At 64.4% G+C, this 25,533-nt stretch carries 30 protein-coding genes; 22 read left to right on the forward strand and 8 right to left on the reverse strand.

Annotated features, from left to right (window positions below; genetic code table 11):
• Window positions 1-47 precede the first annotated feature (47 nt).
• From U5A67_RS00005 to gpmA, 3 genes are all read right to left on the reverse strand, one after another.
• Window positions 48-803, reverse strand: a complete 756-nt coding sequence (locus U5A67_RS00005) for a molybdopterin-synthase adenylyltransferase MoeB (protein ID WP_321815861.1) — start codon at window positions 801-803, stop codon at window positions 48-50.
• A gap of 171 nt (window positions 804-974) precedes the next feature.
• Window positions 975-2,546, reverse strand: coding sequence for a S41 family peptidase (locus U5A67_RS00010; protein WP_205984092.1), 1,572 nt, complete (start codon window positions 2,544-2,546; stop codon window positions 975-977).
• Between the two features lie 398 nt (window positions 2,547-2,944).
• Window positions 2,945-3,691, reverse strand: a complete 747-nt coding sequence (gpmA, locus tag U5A67_RS00015; protein WP_205984091.1) for a 2,3-diphosphoglycerate-dependent phosphoglycerate mutase — start codon at window positions 3,689-3,691, stop codon at window positions 2,945-2,947.
• A gap of 203 nt (window positions 3,692-3,894) precedes the next feature.
• Here gpmA and U5A67_RS00020 point away from each other — a divergent pair, with 203 nt between their 5' ends.
• On the forward strand, window positions 3,895-4,320 hold the full coding sequence (locus U5A67_RS00020) for a rhodanese-like domain-containing protein (protein ID WP_205984090.1): 426 nt from the start codon (window positions 3,895-3,897) through the stop codon (window positions 4,318-4,320).
• Window positions 4,317-4,580, forward strand: coding sequence for a glutaredoxin 3 (grxC, locus tag U5A67_RS00025; protein WP_027815727.1), 264 nt, complete (start codon window positions 4,317-4,319; stop codon window positions 4,578-4,580). Before U5A67_RS00020 ends, grxC begins: the two co-directional genes overlap by 4 nt.
• 3 nt (window positions 4,581-4,583) lie before the next feature.
• On the opposite strand, the gene U5A67_RS00030 is transcribed toward grxC, so the two are convergent.
• A complete protein-coding gene (locus tag U5A67_RS00030) occupies window positions 4,584-4,724 on the reverse strand; it encodes a hypothetical protein (protein ID WP_321815862.1) in 141 nt (46 codons plus the stop codon).
• 115 nt (window positions 4,725-4,839) lie between these two features.
• On the opposite strand from U5A67_RS00030, the gene secB reads away from it, so the two are divergent.
• The 3 genes from secB to U5A67_RS00045 are packed head-to-tail and all read left to right on the forward strand — an operon-like array spanning window position 4,840 to window position 6,925.
• Window positions 4,840-5,307, forward strand: a complete 468-nt coding sequence (gene secB / locus U5A67_RS00035; RefSeq protein WP_205984089.1) for a protein-export chaperone SecB — start codon at window positions 4,840-4,842, stop codon at window positions 5,305-5,307.
• 38 nt (window positions 5,308-5,345) lie between these two features.
• Window positions 5,346-6,344, forward strand: coding sequence for an NAD(P)H-dependent glycerol-3-phosphate dehydrogenase (locus U5A67_RS00040; RefSeq protein ID WP_321815863.1), 999 nt, complete (start codon window positions 5,346-5,348; stop codon window positions 6,342-6,344).
• Window positions 6,345-6,391: 47 nt separating this feature from the next.
• On the forward strand, window positions 6,392-6,925 hold the full coding sequence (locus U5A67_RS00045) for an O-acetyl-ADP-ribose deacetylase (RefSeq protein WP_321815864.1): 534 nt from the start codon (window positions 6,392-6,394) through the stop codon (window positions 6,923-6,925).
• 13 nt (window positions 6,926-6,938) lie between these two features.
• Here U5A67_RS00045 and trmL read toward each other — a convergent pair whose 3' ends face one another.
• Window positions 6,939-7,409 (reverse strand): tRNA (uridine(34)/cytosine(34)/5-carboxymethylaminomethyluridine(34)-2'-O)-methyltransferase TrmL, encoded by a 471-nt coding sequence (gene trmL / locus U5A67_RS00050; RefSeq protein ID WP_205984086.1) that lies wholly within the window; start codon window positions 7,407-7,409, stop codon window positions 6,939-6,941.
• Between the two features lie 44 nt (window positions 7,410-7,453).
• Window positions 7,454-8,242, reverse strand: a complete 789-nt coding sequence (locus tag U5A67_RS00055) for a ComF family protein (protein WP_415767480.1) — start codon at window positions 8,240-8,242, stop codon at window positions 7,454-7,456.
• Window positions 8,243-8,469: 227 nt separating this feature from the next.
• On the opposite strand from U5A67_RS00055, the gene U5A67_RS00060 reads away from it, so the two are divergent.
• The 8 genes from U5A67_RS00060 (at window position 8,470) to U5A67_RS00095 (ending at window position 15,863) form a co-directional block, all read left to right on the forward strand.
• Entirely contained in the window at window positions 8,470-9,474 is a 1,005-nt protein-coding gene (locus U5A67_RS00060) for a methyltransferase domain-containing protein (RefSeq protein WP_321815866.1), read from the forward strand.
• A gap of 297 nt (window positions 9,475-9,771) precedes the next feature.
• Window positions 9,772-10,248: a DUF2244 domain-containing protein gene (locus tag U5A67_RS00065; RefSeq protein WP_321815867.1), complete on the forward strand. Its 477-nt coding sequence runs from the start codon at window positions 9,772-9,774 to the stop codon at window positions 10,246-10,248.
• A gap of 93 nt (window positions 10,249-10,341) precedes the next feature.
• Complete coding sequence (gene coxB, locus U5A67_RS00070; RefSeq protein WP_321815868.1) at window positions 10,342-11,973, forward strand: cytochrome c oxidase subunit II; 1,632 nt, start codon at window positions 10,342-10,344, stop codon at window positions 11,971-11,973.
• Between the two features lie 154 nt (window positions 11,974-12,127).
• On the forward strand, window positions 12,128-13,741 hold the full coding sequence (gene ctaD, locus U5A67_RS00075) for a cytochrome c oxidase subunit I (RefSeq protein ID WP_183722503.1): 1,614 nt from the start codon (window positions 12,128-12,130) through the stop codon (window positions 13,739-13,741).
• Window positions 13,742-13,899: 158 nt separating this feature from the next.
• Window positions 13,900-14,040: a cytochrome oxidase small assembly protein gene (locus U5A67_RS00080; protein ID WP_205984082.1), complete on the forward strand. Its 141-nt coding sequence runs from the start codon at window positions 13,900-13,902 to the stop codon at window positions 14,038-14,040.
• A gap of 40 nt (window positions 14,041-14,080) precedes the next feature.
• Complete coding sequence (locus tag U5A67_RS00085) at window positions 14,081-14,662, forward strand: cytochrome c oxidase assembly protein (RefSeq protein WP_415767483.1); 582 nt, start codon at window positions 14,081-14,083, stop codon at window positions 14,660-14,662.
• Window positions 14,663-14,679: 17 nt separating this feature from the next.
• The gene (locus U5A67_RS00090; RefSeq protein ID WP_205984080.1) at window positions 14,680-14,904 is read left to right on the forward strand and encodes a DUF2970 domain-containing protein; all 225 of its coding nucleotides are present in this window, start codon (window positions 14,680-14,682) and stop codon (window positions 14,902-14,904) included.
• Window positions 14,905-15,005: 101 nt separating this feature from the next.
• Window positions 15,006-15,863 (forward strand): cytochrome c oxidase subunit 3, encoded by an 858-nt coding sequence (locus tag U5A67_RS00095; protein WP_205984079.1) that lies wholly within the window; start codon window positions 15,006-15,008, stop codon window positions 15,861-15,863.
• A gap of 130 nt (window positions 15,864-15,993) precedes the next feature.
• Here U5A67_RS00095 and U5A67_RS00100 read toward each other — a convergent pair whose 3' ends face one another.
• Window positions 15,994-16,203, reverse strand: a complete 210-nt coding sequence (locus U5A67_RS00100; protein WP_027815714.1) for a twin transmembrane helix small protein — start codon at window positions 16,201-16,203, stop codon at window positions 15,994-15,996.
• A 129-nt stretch (window positions 16,204-16,332) separates the two neighbouring features.
• On the opposite strand from U5A67_RS00100, the gene U5A67_RS00105 reads away from it, so the two are divergent.
• The 6 genes from U5A67_RS00105 (at window position 16,333) to U5A67_RS00130 (ending at window position 21,625) form a co-directional block, all read left to right on the forward strand.
• Window positions 16,333-17,127, forward strand: a complete 795-nt coding sequence (locus U5A67_RS00105; protein ID WP_321815869.1) for an SURF1 family protein — start codon at window positions 16,333-16,335, stop codon at window positions 17,125-17,127.
• A gap of 100 nt (window positions 17,128-17,227) precedes the next feature.
• Window positions 17,228-17,881, forward strand: a complete 654-nt coding sequence (locus U5A67_RS00110; protein WP_321815870.1) for a cytochrome C oxidase subunit I — start codon at window positions 17,228-17,230, stop codon at window positions 17,879-17,881.
• A 39-nt stretch (window positions 17,882-17,920) separates the two neighbouring features.
• The gene (locus U5A67_RS00115) at window positions 17,921-19,030 is read left to right on the forward strand and encodes a COX15/CtaA family protein (RefSeq protein ID WP_321815871.1); all 1,110 of its coding nucleotides are present in this window, start codon (window positions 17,921-17,923) and stop codon (window positions 19,028-19,030) included.
• A 9-nt stretch (window positions 19,031-19,039) separates the two neighbouring features.
• Window positions 19,040-19,945, forward strand: a complete 906-nt coding sequence (gene cyoE / locus U5A67_RS00120; protein ID WP_321815872.1) for a heme o synthase — start codon at window positions 19,040-19,042, stop codon at window positions 19,943-19,945.
• A gap of 4 nt (window positions 19,946-19,949) precedes the next feature.
• Entirely contained in the window at window positions 19,950-20,594 is a 645-nt protein-coding gene (locus U5A67_RS00125) for an SCO family protein (protein WP_205984074.1), read from the forward strand.
• 218 nt (window positions 20,595-20,812) lie between these two features.
• Complete coding sequence (locus U5A67_RS00130) at window positions 20,813-21,625, forward strand: MetQ/NlpA family ABC transporter substrate-binding protein (RefSeq protein WP_321815873.1); 813 nt, start codon at window positions 20,813-20,815, stop codon at window positions 21,623-21,625.
• A 93-nt stretch (window positions 21,626-21,718) separates the two neighbouring features.
• Here U5A67_RS00130 and U5A67_RS00135 read toward each other — a convergent pair whose 3' ends face one another.
• A complete protein-coding gene (locus tag U5A67_RS00135) occupies window positions 21,719-22,156 on the reverse strand; it encodes a MarR family winged helix-turn-helix transcriptional regulator (protein ID WP_205984072.1) in 438 nt (145 codons plus the stop codon).
• Window positions 22,157-22,555: 399 nt separating this feature from the next.
• Here U5A67_RS00135 and U5A67_RS00140 point away from each other — a divergent pair, with 399 nt between their 5' ends.
• From U5A67_RS00140 to U5A67_RS00150, 3 genes are all read left to right on the forward strand, one after another.
• Window positions 22,556-23,290: a GntR family transcriptional regulator gene (locus tag U5A67_RS00140; protein ID WP_205984071.1), complete on the forward strand. Its 735-nt coding sequence runs from the start codon at window positions 22,556-22,558 to the stop codon at window positions 23,288-23,290.
• A 127-nt stretch (window positions 23,291-23,417) separates the two neighbouring features.
• The gene (gene nagA / locus U5A67_RS00145) at window positions 23,418-24,521 is read left to right on the forward strand and encodes an N-acetylglucosamine-6-phosphate deacetylase (protein WP_205984070.1); all 1,104 of its coding nucleotides are present in this window, start codon (window positions 23,418-23,420) and stop codon (window positions 24,519-24,521) included.
• On the forward strand, window positions 24,514-25,521 hold the full coding sequence (locus tag U5A67_RS00150) for an SIS domain-containing protein (RefSeq protein ID WP_321815994.1): 1,008 nt from the start codon (window positions 24,514-24,516) through the stop codon (window positions 25,519-25,521). Before nagA ends, U5A67_RS00150 begins: the two co-directional genes overlap by 8 nt.
• The last annotated feature ends 12 nt before the right edge of the window (window positions 25,522-25,533 follow it).

Below are 25,533 nucleotides of genomic sequence, written 5' to 3' on the forward strand. Positions count from 1 at the left end.
CCGGCATGCCGGGGCTTTTTTATGCGTACTGCGTACCGCTTGCTGTGTTATGCGTGCCGCTCGCCGCAAACCGGGCAGTCGGGCTGACGCGCGATGCGCATCGTGTTCCATTCCATGCGCAGCGAATCGAGCATCATGAGCCGCCCGACCAGCGGCGTGCCGATCTCGCCGACCACGCGCAGCGCTTCCGCCGCCTGCATCGCCCCGATGATGCCGACCGTCGGCGCGAATACGCCCATGGTCGAACACGCCACTTCCTCGAAAGGCTGATCTTCGGGGAACACGCAGGCGTAGCAGGGCGAGCTTTCGTCGCGGAAATCGAAGGTGCTGATCTGGCCGTCGAAGCGCAGCGCCGCACCCGACACCAGCGGCACGCCATGCTTCACGCAGGCGCGGTTGATGGCGTGGCGCGTGGCGAAGTTGTCGGTGCAATCGAGCACGACGCTCGCGCGCGGCACGTGTTCGTCGAGCCAGGCGTCGTCGATGCGCGCCTGCACAGCGTTCACCTTCACCTCGGGATTCAGGCGCGCGATGGCGTCGCGGCCCGACTCGACCTTGGCGCGGCCAACCGAAGCCGTCTCGTGCATGATCTGCCGCTGCAGATTGGTGAGATCGACGGTGTCGTTATCGACGAGCGTGAGCGTGCCCACGCCCGAAGCGGCGAGATACATGGCCGCCGGCGAGCCAAGGCCGCCCGCGCCGATCACGAGCGCGTGCGCGTCGAGAAAGCGCTGCTGCGCCTCGATGCCGATCTCGTCGACGAGAATGTGGCGGGAATAGCGGAGGAGTTGGTCGTCGTTCATCGCAATGCGCACGGTGCGGGCGCGACGATGGGCCGGGAGGCCGCGACGCGCGCCAGAAGTACAGACCGCCTATTGTACCGGCGCTGGCGTAGATGGCCTTGCGGCCCTTGGCGCGTGAAGCGCGAAGGGCCGCAAGGCGCGTACTGCCTGGATATTGCGTGACGCTACGTCTTACTTCGCAGGCGCCGTGGCCGGAGCCGGCGTCGATGCACCCGGCACTGCCGAAGCCGACGGCTTCACAGCGATAGGCGCCGATGCCGACGTAGGCGGCTTGGCTTGCGCGAGACGACGCTCCATCGGCGACTTCGATTCCGTCACCGGCTTGCCCTGCAGCTTGTTCAGGGCTTGCTGGAGCATGAAGTCGTCGGTGGAACCGAATTCGACCGGCTTGCGCTCACGATCCTTCTGACGCTGTTCCGGCGTCTTCTTGTCGTTTTGCTCTTCGAGCTGGCGCAGCATGTCCATGCGTTCCTGTTCGCGCTGATCCTGTTCCTTCTTCTCGTCCGGGTCCTGCGTGTTCGCAAGGTGGTTCGAGTAGTCGACTTCGCGCGTGACGAGTGCGTCATCCGGATCGCCTTCGGCGTACTGATCGACCGCAACATCAGGACGGATGCCCTTGTTCTGGATCGAACGGCCGCTCGGCGTGTAGTAGTACGCCGTGGTCAGACGCAGCGCGGTGTCGGCCGTCATCGGGCGCACGGTCTGCACCGAACCCTTGCCGAACGTCGTCTTGCCGATGATCAGCGCACGCTTCTGGTCCTGCAGCGCGCCCGCGACGATTTCCGATGCCGACGCCGAGTAGGCGTTGGTCAGCACGATCATCGGCACGGTCTTGAACTCGGCTGCTTCGCCCTTGAGCGGATCGCCGTCGAACGACGGCAGGCGGTAGTTCTCGTAGTTGTCGCGATAGACCTGCTTGGAATCGGGGATCTGGCCGTTCGTCGAAACGACGACCGAATCCGCCGGCAGGAATGCGCCCGCGACACCGACCGCGCTTTGCAGCAGACCGCCGCCGTTGTTGCGCAGGTCGAGAATGAGGCCCTTGAGGTTCGGCTCCTGACGCGCGATGTCCTGCAGCTTGGCTGCGAGGTCAGGCGTGGTGCGTTCCTGGAAGCTCGTGATGCGGATGTACGCGTAGCCCGGCTGCAGGATCTTCGACTTCACGGACTGCACCTTGATGATGGCGCGCGTGATCGTGAGCGGGAAGGTGCGGTCGTCGGTCTTGCGGAAGATCGTGAGCGTGACCTTGGTGCCCGGGTCGCCGCGCATCTGCTTGACCGCCTGGTCGAGCGTCATGCCGCGCACGGGCTTGTCGTTGATACGCGTGATCAGGTCGCCCGGACGAATGCCGGCGCGGAACGCGGGCGTGTCTTCGATCGGCGAGATCACCTTGATGAGGCCGTCTTCCGAGGAGATCTCGATGCCGAGGCCCGCAAAGCGGCCCTTGGTCTGTTCCTGGAGTTCCTGGTAGTCGGTCTTGTCGAGATACGACGAGTGCGGGTCGAGACTCGACACCATGCCCTTGATGGCAGCGGTGAGGAGCTTCTTGTCGTCGACCGGCGTGACGTACTCATGCTTGATCTGACCGAAGACTTCGGCGAAAAGCCGGAGCTGGTCGAGTGGCAGCGGCTCGATCACCGTCTGCTGGGTTTGCTGCGCCTCGGCGGAAATCTGCAGCGTGGCAAATACGCCGGTCGCGAGGCCAGCGGCAATCAGGCCGATGTTTTTTAGGTTCTTTCGCATAGAGGTTGTTGCGTGCGGTCGAAAGGCGCGTGGCAGCGTCTAATGGAAAAGCGACGGACAAGTATAACTGCACACCCGGCCGCCCTGTATATAAGGCGCGATGCAGGGACGAACGTTGCGGGTTCGACAGTCGGAATGCCTGCGGGTTCGCAAGGCGCGTGCCGCAGAGCCTTGCTGGGTGCGGGTCTGGCAGCGATGTGTCGGGCAGCTGGCAGCTTTGCCAGTGAGCGCGCGCAAATCGGCAGGAAATACTGGATCGGTCTTGAGTGCGACTTTGCGCGGGCGCAAGAGGCGCGCGGCGGCGCGCGTCGCGCAAGCACCCACCGGCCGAGGCGTGGCGCGCACGGCCGGTGGATGTGATGCGGAACAGGGAAAAGATGGGTTCAACCCGCGTGGGTTCAGCCCGCCTTGCCCTGGTTCGCCACGGCAGCCTGCGCCTTGGCGATGGCATCGGCGTCGCCCAGGTAGTAGTGCGTGATGGGCTTGAGGTTCTCGTCCAGTTCATAGACGAGCGGCACGCCGTTCGGAATGTTCAGGCCGACGATGTCGGTGTCCGAAATGCCGTCGAGGTACTTCACGAGCGCGCGGATCGAGTTGCCGTGCGCGGCGATCACGATCTTCTTGCCTGCCTTGATGGCCGGGGCGATCGACTCGTTCCACAGCGGCAGCACGCGCGCCACGGTGTCCTTCAGGCATTCCGTGAGCGGCAGCTCTTCGCGCGGCACTTTCGCGTAGCGCGGGTCGTTGTAGGCGGTGCGGTCGTCCGACGGATCGAGCGCGGGCGGCGGCGTGTCGTAGCTGCGGCGCCAGACGAGGACCTGTTCGTCGCCGTATTTGGCGGCCGTTTCGGCCTTGTTCAGACCCGAAAGCGCGCCGTAGTGGCGCTCGTTCAGGCGCCACGAGTGGACGACGGGCAGGTACATCTGGTCCATCTGGTCCTGGACGTGCCAGAGCGTGCGGATCGCGCGCTTGAGCACCGACGTATAGGCGATGTCGAACGCAAAGCCCGAAGCCTTGAGCAGCTGGCCGGCCTGCTGGGCTTCGCGGTTGCCCTGTTCGGTCAGGTCGACGTCCACCCAGCCGGTGAAGCGGTTTTCCTTGTTCCAGGTCGATTCGCCGTGGCGGATGAGTACGAGTTTGTACATGTGGATGACGGTCGGTAGTGAGGGAAGCGGTAATCGGGGACGGGGAACGTCGGTGATACGGCTACCTGGCGAACGCTGCCCGGTCCAGCGGGCTGCACACCCGGGCTGGGGGGCGGCAACCCTGCGACAAAGGGTTATTTTATAATGAGCGGATTGTCTGAACTGGATTTCCCTCGATTTCTCTTTTTCCCGGCGGCTCATCCGTGACGTTCTTTACCAATTACATCAACCTTGTACTCATCGCGATCGTCCTCATCTCAGGAGGGTTGCTCCTGTGGCCGACGCTTAAACGCGGCGGGCGCGGCGGCGTTTCGGCCGCTGAAGCGACGCAGATGATCAACCGCCGCAACGCGGTCGTGATCGACGTGCGTTCCGCGGACGAATTCGCGAAGGGCCACCTGCCTGCTGCCCGCCACCTGCCGGTCGGCGAGTTGCAAGGCAAGGTCGCCCAGTTCGTGAAGAACAAGAGCAACCCGGTGCTGCTGGTCTGCCAGACGGGCCAGCAGTCGCACAAGGCCGCAAACCTCGTGAAGGAAGCCGGTTTTGCCGAAGTCCACGTGCTGGACGGCGGCGTGAACGCCTGGCAGCAGGCCGGCATGCCGGTCGTGAAACAAGGAGGTACGAAGTGAGCAAGGTTGTCATGTACAGCACCCAGGTGTGCCCGTATTGCCAGATGGCCGAACGTCTTTTAAAGTCGCGCGGCGTCGAACACATCGAGAAAGTGCTGATCGACCGGGACCCGGCGCGGCGCGAAGAAATGATGACGCGCACCGGCCGCCGTACCGTGCCGCAGGTTTTCATCGGCGAGACGCATGTGGGCGGTTACGATGACCTCTCCGCGCTCGACCGTGCCGGCGGCCTGATGCCGCTGCTCGAAGCGGCGGCCTGAGCTTCACGCGTCCAGCCGGGCATGCGGTGCCTGGCTCGACGGCCGCGTCGCGATGTTTTCGCCCGTGCGGGCCGGTAAGGCGCGCGCGGGCTTGCTGTCGCTTGTTAGTCGCTTGTTATTGTCGTTTTTGCCGTTGCTGCTCATTGCGGCTGCGCAGTGAAGTTTCGCAGTGACGTTTTGATGCTGGCCGATATCGGCCAGAGCCAAACATCGCGATACTGTGCCACCGCAACTCCATCTAATCAGGAAGCCAAACACCATGTCTGACGAGAACAACCAGCCGTTCTTCAACATCCAGCGCATCTACCTCAAGGACCTTTCGCTGGAGCAGCCGAACTCGCCGGCCATCTTCCTCGAGCAGGACATGCCCTCCGTCGAAGTGGAAGTCGACGTCAAGGCCGAGCGCCTCGCGGAATCGGTGTTCGAAATCCTCGTGACCGGCACGGTCACCGCCAAGGTCAAGGACAAGGTCGCGTTCCTGATCGAAGCCAAGCAAGCCGGCATTTTCGACATCCGCAACATCCCGGAAGAGCAGGTTGACCCGCTCGTCGGCATCGCTTGCCCGACGATCCTGTTCCCGTACCTGCGCTCGAACATCGCCGACGCGATCACGCGTGCGGGCTTCCCGCCGATCCATCTGGCCGAAATCAACTTCCAGGCGCTCTACGAGCAACGCCTGCAGCAGCTCGCGCAGCAACAAGGCGCCAGCAGCAACGCCACGCATTGATTGACCGCTGAACCTCACAACCGGTGCGGAGTACTGGAATGAAAGTCGCCGTTCTCGGCGCCGGAGCGTGGGGCACCGCGCTGGCAGGGCATCTCGCCCAGGCGCATGACACGCTGTTATGGGCGCGCGATGGCGCGCTCGTCGATACGCTGCGCAAGACGCACGAGAACGCCCGCTATCTCGCGGGCGTCTCGCTGCCGCAAACACTCAAATACGAAACCGATCTGGCTGCGGCGCTCGACCATGCGTCGGGCGAGGCGGATCTCGTCGTGCTCGGCACGCCCGTGGCGGGCCTGCGCGACATGCTGCGCACCATGCGCGACATGGGCCGCGTGCCTGCGCATTTCGTGTGGCTGTGCAAGGGTTTCGAAGCCGATTCGCAACTGATGCCGCATCAGGTCGTGGCCGCCGAACTGCCCGATCATGCGAGTAACGGCGTGCTGTCCGGCCCGAGCTTCGCGCGCGAAGTGGGCGATGGCCTGCCGGTCGCGCTGACGGTGGCCAGCGCCTCGGCCGATTGCCGCGAGCGCACGCTCGCCGCGTTCCATCATCGCGCCATGCGCATCTATACCGGCGACGATGTCGTGGGCGTGGAAGTGGGCGGCGCGGTCAAGAACGTGCTGGCGATCGCCACCGGTATCTCCGACGGTCTGGGCCTCGGCCTCAACGCCCGCGCCGCGCTCATCACGCGCGGTCTCGCGGAAATGTCGCGTCTGGGCGTGACGCTGGGCGGCCGCGCAGAAACCTTCACCGGTCTCACGGGCCTGGGCGATCTGATTCTCACCGCAACCGGCGATCTGTCACGCAACCGCACCGTGGGCAAGCAGCTCGCGAGCGGGCGCACCCTCGACGATATTCTGGGCGCGCTCGGTCATGTGGCCGAAGGCGTGCGCTGCGCGCGCGCCGTGCTGGCGATTGCACGCGCCCATCAGATCGATATGCCGATTACCGAAGCGGTATGCGCCGTGCTGTTCGATGGCGTCGCGCCGCGCGACGCCGTGAGCGCGCTGCTCCGGCGCGACGCGAAGGCGGAATAGCGCCGGGCGACGGTGCTTCTGCCTCGTGCTGAACAAGGAGTGCCGTCATGCTGACAATCGGAAATTGCCGTATCGGCGCTGAAGTCGTCGACATCACCACGCTGCATGTCGACGCCATCGTGAACGCCGCCAATACGTCGCTGCTCGGCGGCGGCGGCGTGGATGGCGCGATCCATCGCGCAGCCGGCAAGCCATTGCTGTGCGAATGCGAAACGCTCAACGGCTGCAAAACCGGCGACGCGAAAATCACCGCGGGCTATCAACTGCCCGCCAAACATGTGATCCACACGGTCGGGCCGGTCTGGAACGGCGGCGCGCGCGACGAAGCAGCGCTGCTCGCTTCGTGCTACCGGCGCTCGCTGGACGTGGCGCGCGCTGCGGGCGTGAAAAGCATCGCGTTTCCGGCGATCAGTTGCGGCGTGTACCGCTTTCCGCCCGACCAGGCCGTGACGATTGCGCTTGCAACCGTCATCGATTCATTGCCTGCGTTTGCTGCGCTCGAACATGTGATCTTCGCCTGTTTCGACGATGCGATGCTCGCGCGCTACCAGCGCGAACTCGCCGCGCGCGAGTCCAGCTAAGCGCGCCGCAAACTTACTCTCCGCCCTCGAAACCCGCCTGCCGCCACGCCTCGAACACCACCACGGCGACGGTATTGGACAGATTCATGCTGCGGTTGCCCGGCCGCATCGGCAGGCGCACGCGCTGTTCGGGCGCGAAGCGTTCGAGCACGCCATCGGGCAGACCGCGCGTTTCCGCGCCGAACACGAACCAGTCGCCGGGCAGGAAAGCGTGATCGTGAAAACGGCCCGAGCCGCGCGTGGTGAACGCGAACATGCGCGATGGATCGGGCGTTTCTTTCGCGACGAAGGCCTCCCAGTCGCTGTGCACCTGCATCTGCGCGTACTCGTGATAGTCGAGGCCGGCGCGGCGCAGCTTGGTGTCGTCGAGCGGAAAGCCGAGCGGCTCGATCAGATGCAGCCGCGCGCCCGAGTTGGCACACAGGCGGATCACGTTGCCGGTATTCGGCGGGATTTCCGGTTCGACCAGAACGACGTTGAACATGACGATAACAACCGTGAAGAGAACGTGAAAACGAATGAAGGAGCTCAGTCCTTCGGGGTGCGCAAGGCGACGAAATTGGTCACGCGCCGCGCGCCGGCAGCTTTGAGCCGTTGAGCCATGGCGTCGAGCGTCCCGCCCGAAGTCATCACATCGTCGACTACGCCGATGTGCAGGCCGTCCAGCGGCACTCGCGCGGGCCGCAGCGCGAACGCGCGGCCCACGTTGCGGCGGCGTGTGTCGCGATCGAGTTTCGGTTGCGCGGCGGTGTCCAGCGTGCGGCGCACCAGCGTGGCGTCGGCGCGAGCGCCTAGCGCGCGGGCGAGCGGCTTCGCGATCTGCCACGCCTGGTTGTAGCCGCGCTCGATCAGCCGTTCGCGCGAGAGCGGCACGGGCACGATCAGCGCGGGCGGATCGGCGGGATCGAGGGCGTCTTCGGCTGCGCGCGCGAGACGCCGCGCGAATTCTTCTCCCAATCCCAGCCGCGCGCGAAACTTCAGGCCCCGCGCGAGCGCATCGAGCGGCGCGCGATAGTCGGCCAGTGCGATGGTCGCGTCGAAGGCGGGCGGCGTTTTCACGCAAGCGTCACATCGGTAACGCGCATGCCCGCCGTGCCGGCCGCGCCGGCTCGACAGCGGCAACGCGCAGACCGTGCAGCGCAGCCGCGCCTCGTTCCAGTACGCGCCATCGCAGGCTGCGCACAGGACCGGGCGTGCGCCCCGTGGCCTTGCGCCCGCACTGCGCACACCGGGCGAGCGTCGCGGCAAATTGCCGCATAATGCGCAGGCACTGGGTAACCAATGCGGTAGCGAATTCGGCAGCAGATCCGTCAGCACGAACTGGACGAGCCGCGGCCATCGCGCCCGCCCGCTCCGAAACGCGCGCAACGCCAGATTCCGGCACGCGCGGCGCGGGGCAGGCGACAGGTTGGACGTCACGGTTGAAGGCGAATCGGACGTCGAATCGGGCGGCGGCGGCATCGTGGACAGCCCGGACAGGGCGAGTGAACTGAAAGGATGGGAGTGAGCGAGTATACTTCGCAGACTTCGCCAATACGACCGACATGTCCCCGTCTCACCCCAGACCCGGCCGTCCGGCCTATGATCCGCGCTATCTGCAGCGGACTTTCGACCGTCGCGCCGCGGCTTTCGACGAGGTTGCGTTTCTGCCGCGAGAAATCGCCGAGCGGATGCGCGAGCGCCTCGAATACATCAAGGTGAGCCCGTCGAGCGTGCTCGACCTGGGCTGCGGACCCGGTGACGATCTGCCGAAACTGCGCGAGCGCTTCCCTGAAGCGCCCGTGTTCGGCGCCGATCTCTCCCTCGCCATGCTCGAACGCGCCCGCGCGCACGACGCCAACGACACTAGCTGGCGGCGTTTCTTGCCGGCCTCGATCGGCCGCGCGCTCGGCTCGCGCGGGCCGCGTTTCGCGCAGGCCGATTTCGCGGCGCTGCCGTTCGCGCACGAAGCCTTCGAACTGCTGTGGTCGAACCTCGCGCTGCACTGGCATCCGCGCCCGGACCTCGTGTTCGGCGAATGGCAGCGCGTGCTCAAGGTCAACGGCCTGCTGATGTTCAGCACGCTCGGGCCCGACACGCTCAAGGAACTGCGCGGAGCCTACGCGGAAGTCGAGGCGGCGCATGGCGTGCCCACGCAGCCGCATGTGATCGATTTCGTCGATATGCACGATCTGGGCGACATGCTGGTCGAGAACGGTTTCGAGATCCCGGTGATGGATCAGGAAACCCTCACCGTGACCTACAAGACGCCGGAAAAGCTGCTCGCCGATGTGCGCCGCTGGGGCGCGTATCCGTTCGCGCGCGCATTTGACGCAGCCGAAGGCGAGCACACGCCGCCTGCGGGCGGCCCGTCGAAGCGCCTCTATCGTGCGCTGCTGGCCGCGCTCGAAGCGCGCCGCCTGAAGGACGGCCCGAACGCCGGCACGATCCCGCTGACCTTCGAGATCATCTACGGTCACGCGTGGAAAGCCGTGCCGCGCATGACGGCGGAAGGCCACGGCATCGTGCGGATCGAAGATATCGGGCGCGGTCCGTCGAGGAATCGTTGAGGTAATCGGTAAGGTAATAAGGGGGCTTTCGTTATGCCTGAAATTAGCGCCTGAAAAGCCCCCGGAAATTTGTCGAAAAATCGCCGGAATGCCCGTTGGTATTGGGTTTGCGGCAGATTGTGGCTTGCTTGTTAGGGCTGGGGATCGCGCCTATAATGCGTCCGTCTGCAGGTGGCGGGGCGGCCGGTTAGCCGTATCGGGAACCGTGCAACACCGCGGCGCCTCCAGATTCTCCCGCAGTTGTGCAAGGCGCAAAGCGGCGATAGTCTGAGGATGTTGCAGTGGGGGAAACGAGCGATGCAGACATCTGATCTGCTGGCGAGTCCGGAGCCGGTCCTCAAGGACTGGACGATGAAGCGCAACTGTTCGGTTTCGCCCAGGCAATTCGTGTTGTTCTATGTCTCGCTGGCGCTGGTCTCCATCGCGATCGCCGTTCTGCTGTTGATCCACGGCGCCTGGCTGGTTTTGCCGTTCACTGGCATCGATCTGTTGGTCGTTGGGGGCGCCTTCGCCATCTATGCGCGCCATGCTGTCGATTACGAACGAATCAGGCTTTATCCGAACCGGCTGGTGATCGAGCAGATGAGCGCCGACGCGCTCACGCAGTTCGAATTCAATCCCCGCTGGGTCCGGGTCGAGCCGGGCGCTACCCCACGCGACCCGGTGCGTCTCGTGTCCCGCGGCCAGGCGGTCGCTGTCGGCTTGCATCTGCCGCAATATCGGCGTGCGCAGTTCGCGCGGGAACTGCGCATGTGGCTCGTGCGCGCACTGTGAATTCATGCGCGTTGTGAGTGAATCGCGACGCGGCGTGTGCGCCCCCAGGGCGTGACCTGGTTGCAAAACCTTCCTGCGGGGTCGAGGGTTTGAATGGAAATTATGGGTAAGGAAGCTATGAAAACAATCAAGCGAGCCCTACAGGGCGTGCTGGCGTGCAGCGGACTCGTATTCGCCGGCGCGGCACTCGCAGTCGGAGACAGTCCGGGCGGCCCAGCGGTCAACGAGATCAATATCCAGCCGCCCGTCACGCGCATCGCAGAAGAGCTCTACAGCCTCCATACGATGATGCTGATTCTATGCACGGTGATTTTCATCGGCGTATTCGGCGTCATGTTCTATTCGATCTTTGCGCATCGCAAATCGAAGGGTCACCAGGCTTCGCATTTCCACGAAAGTACGACTGTCGAAATCATCTGGACGATCGTGCCGTTCATCATCGTCGTGCTGATGGCGTTGCCGGCCACCAAGGCCGTTGTCGCCATGAAGGACACGTCCAACGCCGACATCACCGTGAAGGTGACCGGCTATCAGTGGAAGTGGGGCTACGACTACGTGAAGGGACCGGGCGAGGGCATCAGCTTCCTCTCCACGCTCACCACGCCGCGTAGCGAAGTGAATGGCCTCGCGCCGATCACCGATACCTATCTCCAGGAAGTCGACAATCCGCTGGTCGTGCCGGTCAACAAGAAGATCCGCGTGATCACGACGGCCAACGACGTGGTGCACTCGTGGTACGTGCCCGCGTTCGGCGTGAAGCAGGATGCGATTCCGGGCTTCGTGCGCGACACCTGGTTCAAGGCCGAGAAGGTGGGTACGTATCGCGGCTTCTGTACCGAACTCTGCGGCAAGGAACACGCTTACATGCCGGTCGTGGTCGAAGTGCTGTCCGACGACGATTACGCCAAGTGGGTGCAGACGCAGAAGGCGAAGATGGCCGCGGCCAACGACGACCCGAACAAGACCTACACGATGGCCGAACTCAAGGAGCGCGGCGAGAAGGTCTACGCCTCGAACTGCGCGGTGTGCCACCAGCCCACCGGCAAGGGCGCAGGCGCGTTCCCGGCGCTGGACGGCAGCAAGGTCGCCAACGGTCCGATCGCGGAACACGTGAGCATCGTGCTCAAGGGCAAGGCGGCGATGCCGTCGTGGGCGCCCACGCTCAACGACGTCGAGATCGCTTCGGTCATCACCTACGAGCGCAACGCGTGGGGCAACCACACGGGCGACATCCTGCAGCCGCGTCAGGTGGCCGATGCGCGCAACGGCAAGATGCCGGAAGGCGGCGGCACGACGGCTGCGGCAGGTGCGGATCAGGCGGCGGGTGCCAGTGGTGCGGCTGAAGCCAGCGCACCGGCAGCGGCAGCAAGCGGCGCCGATCAGGCTTCGGGCGCGGCGCAAAGCACGGCCGCGCTGCCGGCGAGCGTCTACTTCGAAGTGGGCAAGAGCACGCTGCCCGCCGACGCGAAGGACGCGATCCAGGCCGCCGCCGACTACGCGAAGGCGCATCCGGACGCGAAGTTCACGCTTTCGGGCTATACCGATGCAAGCGGCAAGGCCGACGCCAACGCGGAACTGGCCAAGCACCGCGCGCAAGCCGTGCGCGACGCGCTGAAGGCCGCCGGCATCGCCGAAGATCACATCATTCTGAAGAAGCCGGAAACCGTCACCGGCGGTGCGGACGCGAAAGAAGCGCGCCGCGTGGAAATCGGCCCGGCTGCATAAAACGCAGCCTGGCGGGTCCACAAGCAGTCCATAACGAATTCGATAACAAGAAACGCTCAGTACGCTGTAAAAAAGCGGGCACGAGTCGCGGACCTACCGCACTGGCCAACACTGCAGTAAGAGACGCAAAGCAATTCGCTTCAGGAGATAAGTCATGTCTAGCATCGGACACGATGTAGCTGGGGGGCACGGTCACGTGCATGGCGACCACGCCCACGCGACGCCGCACGGCTGGCGCCGCTGGCTGATGGCCACCAACCACAAGGACATCGGGACGCTGTACCTGCTGTTCTCGTTCGTGATGTTCCTGTCGGGCGGCGTGATGGCGCTAGGCATCCGCGCCGAGCTGTTCGAACCGGGCCTGCAGATCATGCGCCCCGAGTTCTTCAACCAGCTCACCACGATGCACGGCCTGATCATGGTGTTCGGCGCGATCATGCCGGCCTTCGTGGGCTTCGCGAACTGGATGGTGCCGCTGCAGATCGGCGCATCGGACATGGCCTTCGCGCGCATGAACAACTTCAGCTTCTGGCTGCTGCCCGCCGCAGCGTGTCTGCTGGTCGGTTCGTTCTTCGTGCCGGGCGGCGCGACCGCCGCGGGCTGGACGCTCTACGCACCGCTTTCCACGCAGATGGGCCCCGGCATGGACTTCGCGATCTTCGCGGTCCACATCATGGGCGCCTCGTCGATCATGGGCGGCATCAACATCGTCGTCACGATCCTGAACATGCGCGCGCCGGGCATGACGCTCATGAAGATGCCGATGTTCGCGTGGACGTGGCTCATCACCGCTTATCTGCTGATCGCCGTGATGCCGGTTCTGGCAGGCGCGATCACCATGCTGCTGTTCGATCGCCACTTCGGCACGAGCTTCTTCAATGCGGCAGGCGGCGGCGACCCGGTCATGTACCAGCATATCTTCTGGTTCTTCGGTCACCCCGAGGTCTACATCATGATCTTGCCGGCGTTCGGGATCGTCTCGCAGGTGATTCCGGCGTTCTCGCGCAAGCCGCTGTTCGGCTATAGCTCGATGGTCTACGCCACGGCGTCGATCGCGATTCTCTCGTTCATGGTCTGGGCGCACCACATGTTCGCCACGGGCATGCCGGTGACGGGCCAGCTGTTCTTCATGTACGCCACCATGCTGATCGCCGTGCCCACGGGCGTGAAGGTGTTCAACTGGGTCGCGACGATGTGGCGCGGTTCGCTCTCGTTCGAAACGCCGATGCTGTGGGCCGTGGGCTTCCTGATCGTGTTCACGTTCGGCGGGCTGTCGGGTCTGATGCTGGCGATGGCGCCGCTCGACATCCAGTATCACGGGACTTACTTCGTGGTGGCGCACTTCCACTACGTGCTGGTGGCGGGGTCCTTATTCGCGCTGTTCTCGGGGTGGTACTACTGGTCGCCGAAATGGACTGGCTGGATGTACAACGAGATGCGCGGCAAGATCCACTTCTGGTGCTCGCTGGTGTTCTTCAACGTCGCGTTCCTGCCGATGCACTTCGTCGGCCTCGCCGGGATGCCGCGTCGCTACGCCGACTATCCGGCCCAGTTCACCGACTGGAACCAGGTCATCACGATCGGCGCATTCGGTTTCGGTCTGTCGCAGGTGTACTTCCTGTTCTTCGTCGCGCTGCCCGCGTATCGCGGCGGCGGCGAGCTGGAAAAGGCCGGCGACAAGCCCTGGGATGGCGCAACCGGCCTCGAATGGACCGTGCCGAGCCCGGCGCCGTTCCACACCTTCGAGAATCCGCCGACGGTCGAATAAAACCCGCTCGACATACAGTGTCCGGGTTCATGTATGGCCTGGCCGGACACATCGAAACAGCAACGCAGCCGCACGATTCACGCAGGGAGCGATTCACGATGCAGGGAATCACGCCAGTCGCGCTGGATGAACACGCCGCGGCCAACCGTACTGCAAGCATGACGCGTAATTCTCAGACACGACGCACGCCCGAGCAGATTCGCGCGGGCAACCGCCGGCTCGGCCTGATTCTGCTGCTGGTCGCCGCGGCGTTCTTTCTGGGCGGCGTCGTGAAGCAGGTGTATTTCGCCGGACACTGACGCGCTGGCGTCGTGCCCGCACACTGTTCGAGGAAGTCCGATGTCCACGCAGCACGCAGGTAGCGACCGCGCATTCAACCGCTCGATGCTGATCAAGCTCGTGGTGGTGGCGTTGCTGATGTTCGGCTTTGGCTGGGCGCTGGTGCCGATGTATCGCGCGATCTGCGAGGTCGCGGGCGTCAACAATCTGGTGCAGCGAGATGTAAGCGCACGCGAGGCGCGCAACACGCAGGTCGATATGACGCGCACGGTGTCGGTGGAACTCGACGCCAATGCGCGCGGGCTGCTCGGTTTCAAGCCGGAACAGAACAGCATCGACGTGCATCCCGGCGAAGTGATGACGGTGATGTACGACATTTCGAACAACGAAGGACGCACGATCGACGCGCAGGCGATTCCGAGCTACGCGCCGAAACAGGCAACCGAATACTTCCGCAAGATCGAGTGCTTCTGCTTCACGCAGCAGACCTTGAAGGCGAACGAAACGAAGCGCATGCCGGTGGTATTCGTGATCGATCCGAAACTGCCGAAAGACGTGAAGACAATCACGCTGTCGTACACCTTCTTCGAGCTGAACAAGCCGGCGGTGCCGCAGGCGCCGAAGCAGGCGGCCGGAGCGTGAGTCAGGATGAGGCGGCGATGAACGACGACAGCGGCGCAGGCGCGGCAAAAGCGAAGAAGGGCAGCGTGCTGCAACTGGTGAAGGCGGTGGCGTGGTCGTTTCTCGGCGTGCGCAAGCGTGCCGATCTGGAATCCGACGCCGCGCAACTGCATCCGGCGGCGCTGATCGGCGCGGGCATTCTCGGCGCGATCCTGTTTATCGTCGTGCTGCTGCTGATCGTGCACGCAGTCGTCGGCAAGTAGAGCGGTCGCAACGCAATCGCCGTGCGCCAAGCGCGACGAACAATGAATAACGCAGAGACACCGGCAGCGTCCGGGAGCAACTGGAAACTGGAGAAACAGGCATGAGCGGTCAAAACGATAGCCCGTACTACTTCGTACCGCACCCGTCGCGGCATCCGATCAGCGCGGCCATTGGCCTGCTGGTCATGCTGTCGTCGCTCGCGTCGTGGATCAACGGCGACTCGTGGGCGCCGATCGGCGTGGTGATCGGACTCTTGTGGTTGCTCTTCACGCTCTGGCACTGGTTCGGCGACGCGATCGCCGAATCCGAGGGTGGCATGTACGGCAAACGCGTCGACGTGTCGTATCGCTGGAGCATGAGCTGGTTCATCTTCTCCGAAGTGATGTTCTTCGGCGCGTTCTTCGGTGCGCTGTTCTACGCCCGCCAGATCGCGCTGCATCAGCTCGGCAGCCTCGATTTCAAGCTGATCTGGCCGGACTTCGCGGCGGTGTGGCCCAACAACGGCCCGGCGGCGCTGGTCTCGCACTTCCGCTCGATGACGCCGTGGCCGGTGCCGACCATCAACACCGCGCTGCTGCTCTCGTCGGGCGCGACGCTGACGGTCTCGCACCACGCGCTGCGCGACAACCATCGCAGGAAGGCCATCGCGTGGCTCGCGGGCACGCTGGTGCTGGGCTTCTGCTTTCTCTGCCTGCAGGCCTTCGAATACATTCACGCGTACAACGAACTGAATCTGACGCTCGCTTCGGGCATCTACGGTTCGACCTTCTTCCTGCTGACGGGCTTCCACGGTTTCCACGTGTTCCTCGGCGGCACGATGCTCGCGGTCGTGATGTTCCGCATGATTCGCGGACACTTCACGCCCGAACATCACTTCGCGTTCGAAGGCGCGGCCTGGTACTGGCACTTCGTGGACGTGGTGTGGCTCGGCCTCTACGTGGTGGTCTACTGGCTCTGATGCCGATGGCGCGCGCGGCGGCTCACGCGGCGCGCCTGAAACACGAAGGCGCCGCTCCGACATGGTCGGCGCGGCGCCTTGGTTTTTGCAGTCGCGCAGAATGCGCGGCAGTGCTGAAGAAGTCGAGCGCCTAGCGCCCGAGCGGAATGCCGGTCGGCTGAATCCAGCCCATCCAGTGCGCGAACAGAATGAACAGGAACAGCGAGATGGAAAAGCCCACGCGCGTGGCGAGGGACCAGACCATCCGCTTGGTGCGGCCCCGGTCGTGCATCATGAAATAGAGCGCGGAGATCATGCTCGCGATGATCAGCGCGAAGGCAATGGGGACGAGTATGTGCATGAAGTTCACGGCGGGATGTGCGGCGAAGTTTGCGGAGTCTCGTATGTCTGAAAAAGCCTGTCTCATTATCGCACCGCGCCTGGGCGCGCGGGGTTCGATCAGCCGTATGTGCCGCATCGGTCGTGCCCGATGAAGATCCGGCTCGTCCCCGCCTTGCTGATCCTGATCGTGATGGCCGTGACGATCCGGCTCGGCTTCTGGCAGCGCGATCGCGCGCATCAGAAGGAAGCCTTGCAGGCGCAGATCACGCAGTTCGAAAACGCCAGCGCGCAGACGGTGAGCGCCGTGCCGCTCGCGCTCAAGGACATCGAATTTCATCGCGTGCGTGCGAAGGGCACGTTCCTGCCCGCGCAGGTGGTGTATCTCGACAATCGTCCCTATAACGACCAGCCAGGCTTTTACGTGGTGATGCCGCTTAAACTGGACGACGGCGGCTACGTGCTGGTCAACCGGGGCTGGCTGCCGCGCAGCATCGACGATCGCACGCGGATCGCGCCCTATGTGACGCCGACAGGGCCGGTGGAAGTGGAGGGCATCGCGCGCGCGGATGCTACGCGCGCGTTCGAGCTGGGTGCCGGCGGCTCTGCAGCGCATCAGAAGATCCGGCAGAATCTGGCCGTCGCTTCCTTCGCGACGGAAACCGGGCTGCCGTTGCAGCCGTTCGTGATCCAGCAGACGGGCTTCGTATCGTCCACGGCGCCGGCCCTCACGGACGGTCTCGTGCGCGACTGGCCCGCACCGGCCACGGACGTCGAGCGTAATTACGGCTACATGTTCCAGTGGTGGGGCATGGCGGTCGCGGCGCTCGGATTCGGTCTTTACGCGGCCCGCCGGGCTGCGACAAAAGAGCGCATGCAAGCCGCGCAGAGCACGCAAGGCTCGCCAGGTTCACAAGGGCCGGTACACGGCGCGAAGGACGCCTGACGATTTCGACGTAACGCAATCGTCAGGCATCGCTGGCAATCCGGCGCTGCAATCCGGCAGCGCACGGTCAACAGGAAGCGACAGAAACGAGGTTCATGCAGTGTCGACGCATTCTCCCGATACCACGCAGGTTTCCCGCGACGCGGCCGGCTCGAACGGCGCGCCGCAACAAGGTTCCTGGCGGCGCGGCCGCTGGATGCTGCTGCTGATCGCGCTGATCTGCGGCGCGCCCATCGTCATTTCGTACTTCACGTATTACGTGATCAAGCCGAAGGGCGGCAGCACGAGCTACGGCACGCTGATCGAGCCGCAGCGCCCGATTCCGTCCGCGCTGAAAGTGACCGGCGACGACGGCCATGAAGTGCCGCTCGATTCGTTGCGCGGCCGCTGGCTGATGATTTCCGTCGATGGCAGCGCCTGCAACGAAGCCTGCGTGCAGAAGCTCTACTTCATGCGTCAGGTGCGCGCGACGCAAGGCGCCGAACGCGAGCGCGTGCTCACGGTCTGGCTGCGCACCGACGACGCCAGCGTTCCCGCCGTGGTGCGCAGCGCCTACCCGGACACGCGCGTGCTGCGCGCGGATTCCGCCGCCCTGGCCGCGTGGCTGCCCGCCACCGACAGCACCAAAGACACCGATCACATCTACCTGGTCGATCCCAACGGCAACCTGATGGAGCGTTTCCCCGCGCATGCCGATCCGTCAAAGATCAAACAAGACGTGACTAAGCTCCTCAAGTGGTCCCGCATCGGTTAAGGTGCGCAGCGCGAGTTCTGACAGAGAAGAGTAAGAGAGATGTTTATCCTGGAGCTGGGCCTGATCGGCCTGTGCATCGCGTTGCTGCCGCTTTCGTGGGTGTGGGTCAAAGCCGACGACAACAAATTCCGCAAGCTCGTGTGGCTCACGACGTTCATGACGCTGGACCTCGTGATGTTCGGCGGCTTCACGCGCCTGACCGATTCGGGCCTCGGCTGCCCGGACTGGCCGGGCTGTTACGGCACGTCCTCGCCGTTCATCGCGCATGTGCAGATCGCCGCCGCGCATCTGGCCATGCCGAGCGGCCCCGTGAGCATGTCGAAGGCGTGGATCGAGATGATTCACCGCTACTTCGCGATGGCTATCGGTGTCCTGATCATTGCGCAAATGGCGATCGCCTGGCGCGCGCGCATCAAGCGTCTGCCGCTGCATGTGTCGCCGTGGTGGCCCACCGCGCTGCTCGGCCTGATTCTCGTGCAGGGCATCTTCGGCGCGTGGACCGTGACGATGAAGCTGCAACCGGTGATCGTCACGACGCATCTGTTGCTGGGCCTCACGCTGCTCGGCACGCTCGCCTGGCTGGGCGCGCGCATGACGCCGCTGCCGGCGTTCGAACCCGACGCCGCACGCTGGCGCGTGGCCGCGCTCGCAGCGCTCGTGCTGCTGATCGTGCAGATCGCGCTGGGCGGCTGGGTCAGCACGAACTACGCCGTGCTCGCCTGCACCGACTTCCCCACCTGCAACGGCGCCTGGATTCCGCCGATGGATTTCCATCACGGTTTTCATCTCTGGCGCGCGCTCGGCATGGATGGAAACGGCGATGTGATTACCCAGGATGCGCTCGTCGCGATTCACTGGACGCACCGCACGTTTGCCTTCGCGGTCATCGCATATCTGGTATGGTTCGCCCTCAAAATGCGGCGCTATGCCTCGTTGCGCCGCCCCGCGAACTGGGTTCTGATCGTGATCGCAATCCAGTTTCTGACAGGACTTTCTAACATCGTCCTGCAATGGCCGCTGCCCATCGCGGTGGCCCATAACGGTGGCGCGGCGATCCTGCTGCTTTTGCTCGTCGTGCTAAACTTTCGAATTGCTTGTAGCCGCCCCGGCCGCGCCGTTCTCCCTGCGCGCGACACCGCTGCGGTGTGATCCCGCCCTATGGAAAGTACAACCCTCCCCCAGTCGCCCGGCAGCCGGATGTCGCAGTATCTGGCCCTCACCAAGCCTCGCGTGACTCAGCTGGCCGTGTTCTGCGCGGTCATCGGCATGTTCCTCGCAGTGCCGGGCATGGTGCCCTGGCAGCAACTGATCGGCGGCACCGTCGGCATCTGGCTGACGGCCGGCGCGGCCTTCGCGATCAACTGTCTGGTCGAACAAAAAGTCGATGCGCGCATGCGCCGCACGTCGTGGCGTCCCTCCGCGCGCGGTGAGATCACGAGCCGGCAGATCCTGCTGTTTTCGATGGTGATCGGCGGCATCGGCATGTGGGTGCTGTACACGTTCTGCAACCCGCTGACCATGTGGCTGACCGTGGCGACCTTCATCGGTTACGCGATCATCTACACGCTGTTGCTCAAGCCGGCTACGCCGCAAAACATCGTGATCGGCGGTGCGTCGGGCGCGATGCCGCCTGCGCTCGGCTGGGCTGCCGTCACCGGCCACGTGCCCGGCGACGCCTGGATTCTCGTGCTGATCATCTTCGTGTGGACGCCGCCGCACTTCTGGGCGCTCGCGCTGTATCGCCGCAAGGACTACGAAGCAGCCGGCCTGCCAATGCTGCCCAACACGCACGGCGAAAAGTACACGCGTCTGCACATGCTGCTGTATTCGCTGATTCTCTTCGCGGTCGCGTTGATGCCCTACATTTCGGGCTTGAGCGGTCTGGTGTATCTGGTGTCGAGCGTGCTGCTCGGCGCGGTCTTCCTGGCTTACGCGTGGAAGATCTACCTCGAGTATTCGGATGCCCTCGCGCGTGCGATGTTCCGTTACTCGATCATCTATCTCTCGCTGCTGTTCGTTGCGCTGCTCGTCGATCATTACGTGCACGCACTGATCGGGGCATAAGACGATGACCCGACGCACACTTGCGCGCCTCGCGCGCGCCACGGTGGTTGCGCTTGCCGCGGCGGGCGCGCTTGGCGCGACGCTCGGCCTCGAAGGCTGCGGCCAGCAGCCGCCGTCGTTCTCGAATCTCGACATCACCGGCAACACGCAGTTCGGCAACAACTTCTCGCTGCCGGATTCGAACGGCAAGACCCGCACGATGGCGGATTTCAAGGGCAAGGTGGTCGTGCTGTTCTTCGGCTACACGCATTGCCCGGACGTCTGCCCGACCACCATGGCCGAGCTGTCGCAGGCGCTCCAGCAACTGGGGCCCGATGCCGAAAAGCGCGTGCAGGTGATTTTCGTGAGCGTCGATCCGCAGCGCGATACGCCGCAGATCCTCGGCCAGTACGTGAGCGCCTTCAATCCCACCTTCATCGCCCTGCGCCCGGCCGACGACGCGCAGCTCAAGCAGGTGACCAAGGATTTCCGCGTCTATTACGCGAAGGTGCCGGGCCAGACCGCGGACGGTTACACGATGGATCACACCGCCGCGAGCTATGTGTTCGACACCACCGGCAAGCTGCGTCTGTTCGCGCGCGACGGTCAGGGCGTGACGCCCTGGGTGCACGATCTCAAGATCCTGCTCGGTTCGAACGACGGCAACTGATTTCAAGCGGGTATTTCAGGGGCTCGCAGGCTCCCTGAAAGCCCGATGCGCCACACTGGCGCGCGCCGGCCCAGCCCGCGGGCATACCAGTATGCGATTTCTATATTTCGCGGGGCCGGTGCCATATGAGAGCATTTATGTCTGCCGCGGGCGGCACACAATGCGGCCCAGCGGCTCGATAACGTAATAAACAAGCAACAAGCGGAACTACCATCTCCATGCAGCGCAGAAATCTGATCAAAGTACTCCTCGCCGGCGTCGCCGCCACCACGCTCGCAGCCAGCTTCGGCGCACGCGCAGACGACCAGGTCATCAAGGTCGGCACGGTGTCGGGCCCGGACGCCCAGGTGTGGGCCGTCGTCCAGAAGGTCGCGAAGCGCGAAGGCCTGAACGTCAAGGTCATCGAGTTCAACGATTACGTGCAGCCGAACGCGGCGCTCGATTCGGGCGACCTCGACGCGAACAGCTTCCAGACCGGCCCGTACCTCGACAGCCAGATCAAGCAGCGCGGCTACAAGATCGTCAACGCCGGCCTCACGTACATCTCGCCGATCGGCGTGTACTCGAAGAAGCTGAAGTCGCTCAACGACCTGGCGCAAGGCGCGAAGGTCGCCGTGCCGAACGATCCGTCGAACGAAAACCGCGCGCTGCTGCTGCTGCAAAGCAAGGGCCTGATCAAGCTGCGCACAGGCGCAGGCGTGAACGGCAACAACGCTACGCCGCTGGATGTCGCGTCGAATCCGAAGAAGGTGAAGCTGGTCGAACTCGACGCCGCGCAACTGCCGCGCGCGCTGGGCGACGTGGACGCCGCCGTGATCAACACGAACTACGCGCTGGCCGCCGGCCTGCAGCCGACCAAGGATGCGATCGCGATCGAAGACATCCACAGCCCGTACGCCAACCTGATCGCCGTGCGCGCGCAGGACAAGGACAAGCCGTGGGTGAAGAAGCTGGTTGCTGCGTACCAGTCGGAAGACGTGCGCCAGTTCATCAAGAACGAATTCAAGGGCTCGATGGTCCCGTCGTTCTAAGCGTATGACGTAGCGCGGCCCGCGTGCCGCGCACTGTCAGTCCCGCAAGCGAAGAAGCCGCTGCCATTTCGATGGCGCGGCTTTTTTGTTTTTTCAGCCGAGCAGTCGTTGCACGACCTGCATCGCGCCAATCAATTCTTCCTGTTCGGCCGCCGAGAGTTTGCCGAGCCGTTCCGCCAGACCGCCGATGGCTGCGTTCTTGAGCGACGCATAGGTTTCCCGGCCCGTTTCGGTCAGATAGATGAAGCTGCGGCGCGCATCGGCCTGCGAGGCGGCGCGCGCGATCAGATGGCGTCGCGCGAAGCTCGCGAGGATACGGCTCAGATAGCCGGAATCGAGCGAGAGCATACGCGCCAGCGTGGCGGAGGTCTGCGTGCCGCCGCTGTAGAGCTCGCGTAGCACGCGAATTTCGGTCAGCGAAAACGGCGAGGCAGGCTGGTCATCCTGCTGCGCACCTAAAAATGTGCGGTAAAAGCGGTTGAACTGCAGGACGGCTTCTGCACGCCGTCTCGTGTCGGAATCATTCGACAAACTGGGGCCCCGTGGTCAGTTCGTTGATGTAGGTCAGCTATCACTATATGGGATGTCAGAGGCGCGCGATATCGTTCTTTGTCTGAACCTACATATTGGATCCAACGCTGAATTCCGTCGGGCGATTGAAAGAGCCCAAATGGCCCTTTTATGGTCACCACAAAAGAGCCCACTGGACTCCGATCCAGGGAAAATCCCAATGTTCCAGTGGCACCTCCCGGTGCCTTATGGTTTCGTGCAAATTGTTGATTTTAAATAAGTTTATATCTGATCGGCGATAAGTGTCGCGCAGGTTGACTGGTATTATTGTGGTTATATAATGGGCTCGCTTTTGAAGCAGCTTGCATCTGATCGAAGCCTTACCCCCACGATATTCGTCAAACCGCTGGCCGGAGTTCCATGGAAACCCGTTGGTCTGCCCTGATGCCCGATGCGCGCAATGTCACGCCGCTCTATCTGCAGCTGGCGCGCAACCTTGCCACGGCCATTCATTGCGGTGTCTGGTCGGCCGGTGAGGCGCTGCCTTCGGAGCGCACGCTGTCGGACGCCATCGGCGTATCGCGCATCACTGCGCGCAAGGCGATCGAGTTGCTGGTCGAACAGGGCCTGATCCGGCGCGCACGCGGCGCGGGCAGCTTCATCACGCCGCGCGTGGAAGATCCGCTTTCGCGCCTGACCGGCTTCACGAAAAAGATGGAGCAGCGCGGTTTCACGGCGGATTCGGTGTGGCTCGAACGCGGCGTGCGGCCCGCGCATCGCGAGGAAATCGTGCAGCTTGGCTTGTCGCCGGGCGCGTCGGTGTCGAGTCTGCGGCGGCTGCGCCGCGCGGACGGCATCGTGATGGCGGTGGAGCACTCGGCGCTGCCGGTGTCGATCGTGCCGGACCCGCAGGGCTTCGACGGTTCGCTCTATGCGTATCTGGAGGCGCGCGAAATGCCGGTGGTGCGCGCGCTGCAGCACTTTCGCGCCGTCAACGCGACCGGCGAGATCGCCGAACTGATGGGGGTGGAACCGCGCGCGGCGCTGCTCGTGATTACGCGCGTGGGTTTCTCGCGCGACCAGCACGCCATCGAGCTGACCGACACCTACTGCCGCGACGGCTACTACGACTTCGTGGCGGAGCTGCGCCAATGACCGTACCGAATCTCGCAAAAAATACGGCGTGCGGGAACACCTGCGCGCACCATGACTCTCTCATGCACGTCACCGTCAAGACTGACCGCGCGCAGGCCGTCGCCGCGTGCAATATCGGAAAAATCTCATGCTGAGCGGAAACATTCTCACCCCTGATGGCTGGATCAACGGCACGCTGACGTTCGAAAACGGACGCATCACGTCGATCGAGGGCGAGGCCGCCGATCCGGCGAAGAACGACGCGCCCTACATCCTGCCGGGCTTCATCGACCTGCACGTGCACGGCGGCGGTGGCGCCGACGTGATGGAAGCCGGCAACGCCATCGAAACCATCGCGCGCACGCATGCGCGCTTCGGCACCACGAGCCTGCTCGCCACCACCATGACCGCGCCGCGCGCGGAGCTGATGAACGTGGTCGCGGGTCTGGGCGACGTCGCCCGCACGCGCACGGCGGGCGGTGCGCGCGTGCTGGGCGTGCATCTGGAAGGGCCGTACATCAACCCGGGCAAGCTGGGCGCGCAGCCCGACGCGGCGGTCTCCGCCGTGCTCGACGAAGTGCTCAAGTATCTGTCGATCGCGCCGATCCGCGTGGTCACGGTGGCGCCGGAAATCGCCGGTCATATCGAGATCATCGGCGAGATGGCGGCGCGCGGCGTGCGCGTGCAGATCGGCCATACGCTGGCGACCTACGACGACGCCGTGAACGCGCTCAAGCACGGCGCCTGCGGTTTCACGCACCTGTTCAACGCGATGTCGCCGCTGCATCACCGCAATCCCGGCGTGGTCGGCGCGGCGCTGGCGCATGCCGAATACGCCGAAATCATTCCCGACTTGCTGCACGTGCATCCGGGCGCGATCCGCGCCGCGCTGCGCGCGATTCCGCGCCTCTACGTGGTGACGGACAGCACCTCGGCGACCGGCATGCCCGACGGCGAATACCGCCTCGGCAGCCAGCACGTCACCAAATGCCTCGGCGGCGTGCGTCTTGCGGACGGCACGCTGGCCGGCAGCACGCTCACCATGGACCAGGCGTTGCGCAATCTCGTCTCGCTCGGCTTGCCGATCGCGGACGTATCCGCACGCCTGTCGCGCTACGCGGCCGACTACCTCGGCATCGAAGATCGGGGCCGCCTCAAGCGCGGCGCCTGGGCCGATGTCAACGTGTTCGATCGCGACCTCGCGCTCACCGCGACCTATGTCGAAGGAGAATCGATTGTCGAATATGCTTAAAGAAGCGCTGGCCTCGGCCAGCGTCGTCGCCGCGCAGCTCGCGGACACCTCGCGCGTCGAGGCGCTCGTGGCTGCGCTCGACGCCGCGCCGCGCCACGTCGCACTCACCGTCGCGCGCGGCAGCTCCGACCACGCGGCGAGCTATTTCGCCGCGCTGACCATGAGCCGCCTCGGCGTGCCAGTGGCTTCGCTGCCGATGTCGATCGCCACGCTGCAACAGGCGCCCTTACGTGTAAGCGGCCAGTTTGCCCTTGCTTTCTCCCAATCAGGCAGGAGTCCTGATCTCGTCGCGACCATCAAGGCGCTGCGTGACGCAGGCGCGCTGACAGCGGCGATGGTCAATGTGGCCGATTCGCCGCTGGCCGAAGCCGCGGGCACCGAACTGCCGCTGCTGGCGGGGCCGGAACTGAGCGTGGCCGCCACCAAGAGCTATATCGCGATGCTCGCGATGTCCGCGCAACTCGTGGCCTTCTGGCAGCGCGACGCGGCGTTCCTCGACGCCGTGCGCGCACTGCCCGATGCACTTCACCGCGCGGGCTCGCTCGACTGGTCGAAGGCCGTCGACGAACTGCGCGACGTCAAACAAATGATCGTGATCGGCCGTGGCGCGGGTCTGGCCATCGCGCAGGAAGCGGCGCTCAAGCTCAAGGAAACCTCGGGCATCCAGGCCGAAGCGTTCTCCAGCGCCGAAGTGCGTCACGGCCCGATGGAACTGATCGGCCGCGACTATCCGCTGCTGGTGTTCGCGCCGCGCGGGCCGGAGCAGGCGGGTCTCGTCGATCTCGCGCACGACATGCAAAAGCGCGGCGCGCGCGTGTTGCTGGCCGCGCCCGAGGGCGTCGAAGGCGCCACGCTGCCGCTCGCGCAAAGCGCCGATGCGGCACTCGATCCGATCGCCGCGATTCTTTCGTTCTACGTGATGGCGGCGGGCCTCGCCGCCGCGCGCGGCCGCAACCCGGACGAGCCGCGTTACCTGAACAAAGTCACCGAAACCCACTAGATTGGAAAGCTG

This window comes from Paraburkholderia sp. J69-1, from assembly GCF_905220255.1.
In the GTDB taxonomy this organism is placed as follows: domain Bacteria; phylum Pseudomonadota; class Gammaproteobacteria; order Burkholderiales; family Burkholderiaceae; genus Paraburkholderia.